Genomic DNA, 11,274 nt, shown 5'->3' on the forward strand with positions numbered 1-11,274 from the left:
GAGGCGGGCGGCAGATCCTGCTCCCTGAAGACGAGCCGCAGCGTGCAGCGAGTGAAGCGCGTCCACTGTTCGTCCCCGCGATGCACCACCTGGCCCAGCCCCTCTAGCGCGAAGGGGAGCCGCCGGAAGGCACTCCTCCACCGCAAGGCCTTGAGCGCCAGTGGCACCCCCATTACCAGGTAGGCCGTGAGGATCAGCCCCAGCACAAGCAGGATGCCACTGAGCGACTCCAGGTCGGGGACCTTCACCAGGTTGAAGACACTGACGACGATGTACACACCCCAACCCGCCAGAAAGCCCAGCACGGGAAACTGAGTAGGCGTCGTCGCCCAGTGAGAGCCCATCCGCCAGAAATCCAGAAACGAGAGCCGGTCGTCCTCGTGCCGGGCCTTCCTCCGCTCCATCGCCAGGGCCTTCTTCTCTGCCGCACCGAGCACCCGGCGATCCTGACGCCCTCGGACCTCGGACACGGCTGCGCGGGCGGCCTGGGCCTCTCGTGAGAGCCGAGCCAAGGCGGCGGGTGCCTCCGAAGAGGGAGTCGCGAGAGGCACCTCCCCCTGCTGCACCGGCTGGCCACCCGGCCGCAATGCCTCCAAGGCCTGACGCGCGAGCACGGCGCTGGGATACCGGTCCGCGGGCCGCAGCGCCGTCAGCTTCCGCAGCCAGGGCCGCAGGGCGGGGGCCTCCAGGTGCGAGAGATCCAGCCCCTGGTCCGGCTGGAAGTGATCGGCGGGGGGCGTGCGGCCCAGCAGGTGCACCAGAGTGGCGCCCAGCGCGTACAGATCGCTCGTGGCATCCGCCGTGCCACCAAACTGCTCCAGGGGCATGTAGCCGAAGGTCCCCACGAGCGTGGAGCCCACCGTGGCACCCCGCGCGGACTCGAGCGCGGAGCCGAAGTCCACGAGGACAAGCGTCCCGTCCGGCCGCCGGATGATGTTGGCGGGCTTGATGTCCCGATGGAGCACCCGGGGCGTGCGCGCATGCAGGTACACCAGGAGCTCGAGCACCTGGCGGGCAATGTCCTGGGCCTCCTTCTCGCTGAAGGTGTGGTGGCTCAGCCGCTCCAGCAGCGTCTCGCCCGCGATGTACTCCGAGGCCACGTAGAGCCGCAGCGAGGCGCCCTCCCCCTCCTGGAAGTGACCCAGCAGCCGAGGGATGCGCGGATGGGAGAGTGCCTCGAGGATCCTCGCCTCGCGCTCGAAGGCGTCCACCTCCTGGGGCCCGGGGACCTGCGCGAAGAGCAACTCCTTGAGCGCCACCTCCCGCCCCTCCGGGCTCCGCGCCAGGTACACACGGCTGTGCTGGGTGCGCGCGATCAACCGCCGCACCGTGTAGCCCCCGGGCCGGACCGCCGCCCCACAGGCCCCGCATCGCGTCCCCGAGAGCGGCGCACCGCACACCGCGCAGCCGGACGCCGTCGCGGACGACGCATCGGACCGGGCGGCGGTGGACTCAGCGGGGGACAGTGACTCTGGGCGGCTCATGCCTACATCTTGAGGCGCGGCGGCGCTGGAGGCCAGCGCTCATCACCCCAGCTTGATGACGCTGCCCTTGACGAAGACGTTGCCCGAGTCCGACACCGTCATGTTGGTGCCCGCCTTGCCGATGAACACTCGGCTCTTGGTGATCTTCGTGCCCATGCCGCTGGAGCTGATGGCGATCTCCTCCCCGGCGATGGTGATGATCGGATCGGACGGTGTGCCGTTGCTGCCCTTCCCAATCTTGATGCCGTCCGGCTTGATCTCGATGCAGTAGTCGCCCACGTGGATCCGGGCGGCGTCCTTCGCTTTGACTTCGATGTCCGTGTCCGCCTCGATGTGGGTCTTCTCGCCGGACTTCAGGTGCACCTTCTGCATGGAGTCGACGTCGATCTCCTGGGTGGCCTTCAGCTCGATCTTCTGGGTGGCGACCTGGGCGAGGTTGGGTGCATGCGCCCCAAGCGCGATGACCTTTCCCTTCACCTCTGCCGTGCCCCGCAGCGAGGCGATGCCCACGGTGCTCGCCGCTTTGACCTCCGCGTAGAGGCCCGCCTCCACGGAGGCCTTGAACCCGCCAAAGCACTTCGCGCCGATGCCCGCCTGCAGCGTGCTGTAACTCTTGCTGGTGATGCCCGTGTCACCGCCCGCGAAGGTCTTCATGTCCCCCTCGGCGACGAACATGAGGTTGGCCGGCGTCAGCACGCTCACGCCGCTCTGCCCGTAGATGCTCACGTCCTTGGAGGGTGCGGCTCCCCCGGAGTCCGGGAGCAAGCCGAAGGCATCCTTGCCGATGCCGTAGAGGCTCTCGAGGAACGGCAGCCACGAGTTGAGGTTGGGATCGGGCGTCGACAGGAAGACGCTCGAGTGGAGGATGCCCAGGATGGAGGCCACCGTGTCCCAGGTGCCCGCGGACTTCAGGACCTGCTCCATCAGGGGCTGCAGGTTGTTCGGAGCAACGGCCTGCAGCGTCTCGCCATTGTTGGGGTTGAACACCGGCGCTTTGGGCGACTCGATGGCCCCGACGAACACCTGGCCGCCCACCACCTTCACCGCCGTGGGAGAACTCAGCTCCATGAGCTTCTGAGCCACCTGCTGCCAGATGTCCTTCGTCTGGAACAGGACGAACTTCTCGCTCTGGAAGACGGACTGCTTCTTGATGTCGAAGAAGAAGTTCTCGTCCGTCTGCAGCGACACGCCGTTGTAGCCGAACGTGGGGTTGGTCGGGGAGCGCTGCCCCAGCAGGAAGTGGGTGTACGGGTTGGGAATGTGGATGCGGAGCCGCTGCAGGGTGGACGCCTGCGCCCCCTGCTCGACGACATTCGTCTCCACCCCCGTCAGCCGGTTCTGCAGGTTCTGGATCTGCTGATTCTGCTGCTGGTTGGCCTGCTGGTTCTGCTGATCCTGCTGCTGGTTGGCCTGCTGGTTCTGCTGATCCTGCTGCCTGTCGTAGTTGGTCGGGCGAGGCGGGGGCATGGTCTAGCTCCTCGTGAGGGCACGGACGCTCACGCGTCGTCCTCGAACTCAATGTGGATGCCAGCGCGGGTGCGGATGACGCTCTGGGTGGCGTTGTCCGCGATCACGGGCGTGAGCGTCTCCGGGTTGGGCACCGAGCCGACGATGATCGGGCGGTCTGGATCCCCGTTGATATGAGCGAGGGCCACCTCGGTGCCCACGTGCAGCGGGAAGTGCGTGCCGTAGCCGGCGCCGCTGGAGTTCTGCACCATCCGGATCCACCGGGAGGCCTTGCCTCCCGCCTTGCCAGAGGCGTCAAAGGGCAGCAGCACCTTGTAGCGGCCCAGCTCGTCAATGGGGGTCGCCGCGCCGTTGGCGGTGCCGTCCACCACGGCGTTCACGATCCCCGTGATCCGTGGCTTGGGAGTGCGCCGCTCCGGCCGGAAGGGCACCGTGGAGGGAGTGGCCACCCACGTGTTCGAGTACCCCTGCGTCCCCTGCGCGGCCCCGCTCTCTCCAGAGACGCGCTGCTGATCCACCTCGTGCCTCACCTCGATCACCAGGTAGCTCTGATCGAACTGGCCCATCGGGTGGCCCATCAGCTCGAAGATCTGCCCGCTGCGCAGCGCCCGCACGCGGCTGCTGCCCGTGTACTCCTCGCGGCGCGCCTTCAGCTCCTCGGCGCGCACCTTCGCCAGCCGCTTGCCCTCACCCGCATCGCGGAAGTGCTCCCCGTAGAGCATCTGCAGCCCGCGGCCCTGATCCTCCACCTTCTGCTGGGCCGACAGCGGCACGCTCGGCGTCCGCCAGTTGTACTCGCGCAGCGTCACCTGCTGCGGCACCATGTGCGCCCGGTACGTCACCGACCAGATCGACTCGCCGGGATCCGTGACGCCTGCCCGCGGCAGGTACTGGATCTGCTCGTACCCCGCCGGCGCGCTGAAGTTGGCATTGGCGTCGGTGAAGACGACCTTCTCACCGTCCGCCGTGTGCTCGAAGTAGAAGCTGATGCCCTCGTGCTCCAGCAGCCGGCAGCAGAACTGGAAGTCCGACTCCTGGTACTGCACCACGTAGTCGCGCTTGGCGTAGGTGCCCTCCAGCCGCATCTCGAAGTGCGCCTCCTCCATGCCCGAGTCCTTCAGCACGGCGGTGACGATGTCCGGCACGGAGAGCTCCTGGTACACACGCGAGCGGACCGTGAGCGTGGTGTACCAGAGCCGCGGCACCATCACCGCGCGGTACAGGGGGACACGCCCATCGTCCCGGGCCACCAGCTCGATCTCGCGGAGCACGCCCCACAGCGGGTACTCGTGCCCGTTGCCGAAGGCGATGCCCACGGTGCCCCCCAGCACGTCCTGCAGCGTGTCGGCGGCCAGCGCCGCCTCGCCATCTCCCGCCAGCCACAGCTCGAACGAGTACAGCTCGCTGAGGGCCTCGCGGCCCTTCATGCGCTCCAGCAGCAGCTCTCCCGGCCCCAGGGCCGAGGAGATGAACATCACTTCATTCTCGGAAAACGTCTCGGCCATAAGAGCTCCAGACTCACGGTGCGATGAGGACCTTCGTCTGGCTGGGAGCCACCTGCGTCCCCGGGGGCGAGTTGGCGTTCGAGCCGTTCTGCGCCACCATCTTCAGGTGGGTGACGATCTCGTTGCCCTCCACCATCACCTTGCTCGCGGACGTCTTGTAGGTGGCCTTGTCGCTGCTGGTCGAGGAGACCACGCCCTTGAGCGTGCCGGCCTGATCTCCACTGGTAGAGGAGATCTCCGAGCTCTTGTGGATCACCGCCTTGTTGAGGATCTTCACCTTCTGGGTGCAGCTGTCCCCGCTGGCGCCGGAGCACTGCCCGATGCTGGGATAGGGGATGGGGAGCGGAGACGGCGCCGCGGGTGTCTTGCAGACGTTGGGGAAGGCGAAGCACATCCCCCCGCCCTTGGTTGAAGCCGGAAACATGGGTGGTACTCCTCACGCCAGGTGGATCTTGTCCGCCTTGAGCTTCAGGTCTTCCTTGGCCTTGAACAGGGTGCGGCGGCCGAAGAGGTGGAAGGTCGTCTCTGCGAACACGCGCACGCGGCCCGCGCGCGTCTGGGCCAGCTCCTTCACGTCGCGGTAGACGTTCTCCGCACGCTCGAGGATGCGGCCCGCCTGCACCTCCAGCACGTCCACCGTGTGGCGCGCCGTCTCGCAGGTGGTGCTGATCGCCCGCGCGGTGAGCGAGGCCTCCTCCAGCTCCACCCGGGCGGTGTCCGCGCGGGCCTCCAGGTGCGGCGTGGACAGCCTCGTGCCACGCGCGTCCATGGCCAGCGAGGAGGCGGGGCGATCGCCCGCCGGGGTGGTGCCCAGCCGCACCGAGTGATCCGACTCCACCCGCACCTCGCGCGCGCTGTGCACACGCACCGTGTCCCTCGCGGAGAGCAGGATGCCGCCCTCGTCCGCGCGCAGCTCGAGGTTGCCCGTGGCATGCACCACGCTGCGGTGGGCAGCCGCGTGATGCTCGAAGACGAGCCGCCCGGAGGCGTCCCGCACTGAGAGCACCTCACCCTCGGCCCCCTCGGAGACAGCGGCGCTCGTCCCATCCCGGAGCACCAGCGGAGGCGTGGCCTCGCGCAGCGCTACCAGCACGCCCACCACGTACCGCTCCCCTCCGCGGCCAGGTGCCACAAGGACGGAGTCCCCCGCGCGAGGAGCGTAGGGGGCTGGCACGGCCACCAGAGCGGAGACAGAAGCCTGCCCCTCCACCTCCACCCAGACGCGGCCGTGTGACACGGACTTCACCGTGGCGGGGATCAGCGTGGGTGCCACCTCGAGCGGCGGAGCTTCGTCAGACAGAGGGTGTTGGGGTTTCTGCATGGGCGTCTCCGGATCTTCCTGGATTCGTTCGATATGAAGCAAGGACACCTGGGAGAGAGACGTGCCCGCTCACTTCGCAGGAGCAGCGCCACCTGACCCCCCAGGTTTGAAGTCTTCGGCGGCCGCCAGGGCCGGATCCGTCCTGTCCACATCCGTCAGCACGGCCTGCGTCCAGCGCGTCCCGGCATCCGTTGCGCGGTGCAGACGCCCACCTCCCAGGTTGGCCGAAGTGAAGTCGGCCTTCTCCAGCCTGGCGTGGGAGAAGTCCGCCCCAGGTGCCTCAATGTGGGTGAGGTTGGCACCGCGCAGATCCGCGTGGACGAACAAGGCCTTGTCGAGGCGACAGTGGGCAAAGGAGGCCTTGAGCGCGTTCGCATGCCGGAAGTGGGCCTGCCACAGATCGGCCTGGGACAGATCCGCCCGCTCCAGCTGGGCCTTGGAGAAGTCGGCCGAGCGGAGCTTGGCCTGGCGCAGCTTCGCTTCGGTGAGGTTGGCGCCCGAGAAGTTGGCCTGCTTGCCCGAGACGGCAGACAGGTTCGCCCCGGTGAGCTCGGCCTTGGAGAGATCCACGTCGGTGAGCTCACAGCGCGAGAAGTCCTGCCCCGCGGCGCGCACGCCCACCATGCTGCAGCGGGTGAGATCCGCTCCCTGAAGCTGGGTGCCCTCCAGCTCGGCCCCGTCCATGTCCACGCCGACGAGCCGCGCTCCCGTCAGCTTCGTCCCCGTCAGCTTCGCCCCCGCCAGCTGGGCGCCCTCCAGGTGGGCCTTGGAGAGATCGGCCCCCCTCAGGTCTGCTCCTTCCAACAGCGCGCCGGCAAGCCACGCGCCCGAGAGCTTCGCCCCATCGAGCAAGGCCTCTGACAGCAACGCCTCCTCGAGGCGTGCCCCCTCCAGCCGAGCGCCCGAGAGCACCGCGCCCGCCAGATCGCTCCGGGAGAGATCCAACCCCCGCAGATCCATGCCCTGCAGGTTGGCGTTCGGCAGGGCCAGCCGCGCCAGCTCCACTCCCTCCAGCCGAGCCTGGCGCAGATCCGCGCCCTCCAGCCGGCAGCCCTCCATCACCACCCGGGTGAGCGTGGCGCCCTGGAAGTTCGCGCCCGTCAGCTCCGCGCCCGTCAGCTTGGCCTGCTGAAGCGAGGCATTCTCGAAGCGAGCCTTGCGCGCGCTCGCCCCGCTGAGATCCGCACGCTCCAGGTGGGCGCCACCCAGGTCCGCCTCATCCAGAAGAGCTCCGGAGAGATCCGCCCGATCCAGCACTGCCTCTCGCAGATCCGATCCGCGCAGGTCCGCGCCCGCCAGCTGGGCCCCCGCCAGTGAGGCCCGGGAGAGCTTCAGTCCCGCCATCCGCGCCCGAGCGAGCCGCGTGGGCAGGACGGCGGCCGCGGCCAGAGCGGTCTGCTTCAGGTGGGCCCCCTCCAGATCCGCCCCCTCGAAGACAGCCCCCTTCACGTTGCAGGCAGTGAGGCGGGCCTCGGCGAAGCAGGCCTTGGAGAAGCGTCCCCGCTCCAGGATGGCGCCATGGAGCACCGCGCCGCGAAAGTCCGCACCCTCGGCGTTTACCTCCACCAGCTGGGCCCCCGACAGGTCCGCGCCCGCGAGGAAGGCTCCCGTCAGGTCGCTCCGGGTGAGATCCGCGTCCGTCAAGAGAGCGCGCTCCAGGTGCGCACCCGCCAGGCACACCCTCCCCAGGCGCGCGCCGCAGAGATCCACGTCCGTGAAGCGGGCCCCAGAGGCGTCCACCCGTCGAGCGCCTTCCTCCGCCAGATCCACGGCGTTGAGCAGGCACCGGGAGAAGTCCGCCTCGCGCAGATCCACTCCCCGGAAGGCCACCTCCACGAGCTGGGCCTCGACGAAGCTCGCGCCGCGCAGGTTGACGTCCTCGAAGCGCACGCGCACGAGCGGGTGGGTGGCGAATGAGTAGCCGGCGAGGTTCACGCCCTGCACCAGGACCTCCCGCAGCCCGTCACCCTCACACGCCCGGGTGATCTCCTCTACCGTCTTCAGCACCCTCATGGGACGCGATCCGCCAGCTTGGTCCGGGTGAGGATGGCCAGCTCCAGCCGCGTGGAGCCCGTCTGGGCCTTCCAGAACTCGGCGCCGAAGAGGTTGGCTCCGCGGAGATCGGCGTGGGACAGGTCCGCGGCCTCGAACAGTCCCTCGAAGAGGTTGGCCTTGAGCATCGAGGTCCCCACCATGCGGGCCCCCGCGAACCGGCTGTTGGGCACGTTGCACCCATTGAAGCGAGCCTTCACCAGCGAGGCGCCACTGAAGTCCGATCTCTCCAGCTCGGAGAAGCTGAAGTCCGCCTCGTCCAGGAGCGCCCCACCCCAGCGGGACTTCGCCGCCTGGACGCGCTTGAAGGACGCCTGGGCCATGCGGGCCCCCGGCGAGGCTCGGAGCTGGGTGAGGTTGGCACCATCGAAGTTGGCGCGGGTGGCATCCGCCCCTGCCAGCTCCGTGTCCTGGAGGCTCGCGCCCTCCAGCCGGGCGTCCTCCAGCCGGGCCTCCGAGAGATCCGCCTCGTCCAAGCAGGCCTCCCTCAGATCCGCCTTGGACAGGCGTGCCTTGACGAGCTGCGCGCCCGCGCACTTTGCCTTCTGGAAGGAGGCTCCGGAGAAGTCCCCTCCGCTCAGCGTGGCGCCCTCGAGGTTCGCCTCCTCGAAGCGCGAGGAGGCTGCACGCACCTGGGTGAGATCGGCGCCCTCGAGGCTGGCGCCCTTCAGGCTCGCCTCGGTCAGATCGGCACCAGCGAGGACTGCCCCGCCCAGCTTCGCCTCGTCCAGCCTCGCCTTGCGCAGCGAGCACCCCTGGAGGATGGCCCCGCTCAGATCGACGCGGCGCAGATCCAACCCCGAGAGGTCCGCCCCGCTCCAGTCCTGGCCCGCCACACTCTCGTGGGCCTTCAGTCGCCGCATCAGCCGCTCCCGAGGCTCCGCCTCCACGACGAGGGGCATCGTGAGCTCGGTGGCTTCATCGGGAGCCTCGATCTCCGCGAGGAGCGCCTGGAGTTCCTTGCTCGGCTCGACACCGATCGCTGCGAAGGCCTTCCGCAGCTTCTCGGCGCTCTGGGCGGAGGGAGGCGCGGCCTTGGGCGGGGGCCTCGGTGGCGGCACGGCGATCAGCTTCTTCAGCTTCGCCTCGAGCGCGGCGGGATCCAGCGTGGCGGGCTCCGCGACCGGCGCGGCGGCAGCCACCTTGGGCGGCGGGGGCGAAGGCGGAGGGGCCTCGGGCTCGAAGTCCTCCTCCTCCTTCTGCCGCTCCGCGAGCTTCTGCTCGAAGCGAGCCTGGAGGGCCTCCTTGGAGAGCGGCGCCCCCAGTGGCTCGTGAGCGACGAAGAGGGAGTCCACCTCCTCCAGCGTCTCCGTCTTCACCTCCACCATGCCGCGCCAGAGCACGAAGGCGAGGCCCGCGTCCGCGTCCACCGTGATCGTGTCCAGTCGCAGGGGCACCTCGCGCAGCCCGGTGCCCTTCTCCTGAAGGAGGACGCGGGCCCGCAGCGCTGGCAGCCGCGTGCGCAGCACCGGGTGTTGCGCATGGAGGTTCTGGAGGACGATCTCCTCGTCCCCCTTCCAGAACCCCTCGATCCACTGATCCTCAGGAGCGGCGTTGAAGAAGCTGCCGTCGAAGTCCTCGGGGAAGTAGGGCCAGCGCGTGGCGAGCCACTTCTTGTCGTAGTTGCCGGCCCGCTTCAGCCGGCTCTTCCAGTCCGGGGGAATGGGGAAGGCACCGGCCGGCTTCGGGCGCGAGCGGGGCGAGGTGATGAGCTCGCGCGGATCCTCGATGTTGGGGACCGCGCTGCCCAGCGGGTTGGCGGGGATGGAGGGCCCACCGAAGCTGCGCTCGTAGCACAGCGGCATGGCGGTGAAGGGCTTGGGCGCGCTCAAGACTCCCAGGCTCGACCAGGCCCGATCTCCGAACACGGCCAGCGTCTTGGACACCGATCCGACTTTGAAGGACACCGCGGAGGTGCTCGCGGGCTTGCCGCCAGGCGGGTGGCACGTGCCTGCGAGGAAGCACTCGCCCCGCGTCTTCCAGACGGCCAGATCCGTGTCCAGGCGCATGCTCCGCTGCGGATCGTCCTCATAGAAGACAGGGCCAGAGACCGGGTGCTGCTCCTCGGCCAGCACGCTGGGGCCGTCCGCGGCCAGGCTGAAGGTGGCCTTGGCGACGACCGTCAACGAAGGGCGCGGCGGGCGTACCTGCCACACCAGGTACCCCACTTCCATGACGGTGTCCTTCACGATGTCCATGACTTCCTTCCCTGGAGGTATAGCCTAGATGGCCCCCCCACACCTGGAACCTGCCATGCGCCGCTTCGCTTCGCTGCCCGCACTCCTCGTTCTGGGCGTCCTCGCCTGTGAGCGGAAAGCATCGCCTTTGCAGGAGCCCGCTGGGAATACGGGAACACCCCAAGCCCGCCTGGAGCAGGCTCCGGCTCCCAGGGAGGAAGGACCGCTCGTGATCGGCTCGGTGGGGAGCCTCACGGGACCCGAGGCGTCCTTCGGAGCCCCGGTGCGCGACGGCATCCAGTTCGCCGTGGACGAGGTGAACGCTGCAGGGGGAGTGAAGGGCCGGCGCGTGGAGCTGCGCGCCTACGACACTCAGGGCCGCCTGGAGGAGTCCGTGAGCGCGGCGCAGCGGCTGGTCACCAAGGACCGGGTGCAGCTCATCCTGGGCGACGTCTCCTCCTCCAACTCGATGGCCGTCGCCGACATTGCGCAGGCGGCCCGTGTGCCCATGGTGACGCCCTCGTCCACCCACCCGGATGTGACTCGCAAGGGCGACTACATCTTCCGCACCTGCTTCATCGATCCGTTCCAGGGCCAGGTCATGGCGCGCTTTGCCCGCGAGCACCTGAAGCTGGAGCGCATCTCCATCCTCCAGGATGGAAAGAACGCGTACTCGCTCGGGCTGAGCGACGCCTTCTCCCAGGCCTTCACCAGGCTGGGGGGGACGATTGTCTCGGTCGAGAGCTACTCCAAGGGCGACACCGACTTCCGCGCCCCGCTGCTGGCGGTCAAGAAGAGGAAGCCGCAAGCGCTGTTCCTCCCAGGCTTCTACGGCGAGGTGGGCCCCATCGGCCGGCAGGCCCGCGAGGTAGGGCTGACGCTGCCGCTCCTGGGCGCCGATGGCTGGGATTCCGATCGCCTCTTCGAGCTGGCTGGGAACGCGCTGGAGGGCAGCTACTACTCCACGCACTACGCAGTGGACAACCCCTCGCCCGAGCTGCAGCGCTTCTCCACCGCGTACCAGGCGCGCCATGGCCGGGCGCCCGATACTGCCGCAGCCCTGGGCTACGACGCGGCCCGGGTGGCGCTGGCGGCGATGGAGCGGGCTGAGAGCCTGACGGGCCCGGCCATCCGCGACGCGCTCGCGCTGACGAAGGACTTCCCCAGCGTCTCGGGGAGCATCACTCTCGACGCAGCGCGCAATCCGGTGAAGCCCGCCGTGATCCTGAGAATCCGAGAGGGCCGGCGTGAGTTCACCACGACCGTGA

Annotated in this window: 8 protein-coding genes; 1 reads left to right on the forward strand and 7 read right to left on the reverse strand. The window is 68.9% G+C overall.

The genetic code is table 11. The features are described from left to right. The 7 genes from VD972_RS01240 to VD972_RS01270 form a co-directional block, all read right to left on the reverse strand. On the reverse strand, positions 1-1,484 hold a 1,484-nt coding region (locus tag VD972_RS01240), incomplete at its 3' end, for a serine/threonine-protein kinase (RefSeq protein WP_324979491.1). A 42-nt stretch (positions 1,485-1,526) separates the two neighbouring features. Further along, positions 1,527-2,951 carry a hypothetical protein gene (locus VD972_RS01245; protein ID WP_324979494.1) on the reverse strand — a complete coding sequence of 475 codons (1,425 nt, stop codon included), beginning with the start codon at positions 2,949-2,951 and terminating at the stop codon, positions 1,527-1,529. 29 nt (positions 2,952-2,980) lie between these two features. Next, positions 2,981-4,456 carry a type VI secretion system Vgr family protein gene (locus VD972_RS01250; RefSeq protein ID WP_324979497.1) on the reverse strand — a complete coding sequence of 492 codons (1,476 nt, stop codon included), beginning with the start codon at positions 4,454-4,456 and terminating at the stop codon, positions 2,981-2,983. A gap of 13 nt (positions 4,457-4,469) precedes the next feature. Continuing rightward, a complete protein-coding gene (locus VD972_RS01255) occupies positions 4,470-4,880 on the reverse strand; it encodes a DUF4150 domain-containing protein (RefSeq protein WP_324979500.1) in 411 nt (136 codons plus the stop codon). 12 nt (positions 4,881-4,892) lie between these two features. Next, a complete protein-coding gene (locus tag VD972_RS01260) occupies positions 4,893-5,777 on the reverse strand; it encodes a DUF3540 domain-containing protein (RefSeq protein ID WP_324979503.1) in 885 nt (294 codons plus the stop codon). A 69-nt stretch (positions 5,778-5,846) separates the two neighbouring features. After that, the gene (locus VD972_RS01265) at positions 5,847-7,790 is read right to left on the reverse strand and encodes a pentapeptide repeat-containing protein (protein ID WP_324979506.1); all 1,944 of its coding nucleotides are present in this window, start codon (positions 7,788-7,790) and stop codon (positions 5,847-5,849) included. Continuing rightward, entirely contained in the window at positions 7,787-10,027 is a 2,241-nt protein-coding gene (locus tag VD972_RS01270; RefSeq protein ID WP_324979509.1) for a DUF2169 domain-containing protein, read from the reverse strand. The genes VD972_RS01265 and VD972_RS01270 overlap by 4 nt, the downstream gene beginning before the upstream one ends. Before the next feature lie 55 nt (positions 10,028-10,082). Between VD972_RS01270 and VD972_RS01275 the strand changes: the two genes are divergently transcribed. After that, a partial coding sequence (locus VD972_RS01275) for an ABC transporter substrate-binding protein (RefSeq protein ID WP_324979511.1) occupies positions 10,083-11,274 on the forward strand: 1,192 nt, incomplete at its 3' end.

The sequence above is a fragment of the Hyalangium sp. genome (assembly GCF_035629615.1).
Lineage (GTDB): Bacteria > Myxococcota > Myxococcia > Myxococcales > Myxococcaceae > Hyalangium.

Coding starts and splice junctions, on each gene's coding strand:
- VD972_RS01250 (WP_324979497.1), bottom strand. CDS start 4,456: ATGGCCGAGACGTTTTCCGAGAATGAAGTGATGTTCATCTCCTCGGCC.
- VD972_RS01255 (WP_324979500.1), bottom strand. CDS start 4,880: ATGTTTCCGGCTTCAACCAAGGGCGGGGGGATGTGCTTCGCCTTCCCC.
- VD972_RS01245 (WP_324979494.1), bottom strand. CDS start 2,951: ATGCCCCCGCCTCGCCCGACCAACTACGACAGGCAGCAGGATCAGCAG.
- VD972_RS01270 (WP_324979509.1), bottom strand. CDS start 10,027: ATGGACATCGTGAAGGACACCGTCATGGAAGTGGGGTACCTGGTGTGG.
- VD972_RS01265 (WP_324979506.1), bottom strand. CDS start 7,790: ATGAGGGTGCTGAAGACGGTAGAGGAGATCACCCGGGCGTGTGAGGGT.
- VD972_RS01260 (WP_324979503.1), bottom strand. CDS start 5,777: ATGCAGAAACCCCAACACCCTCTGTCTGACGAAGCTCCGCCGCTCGAG.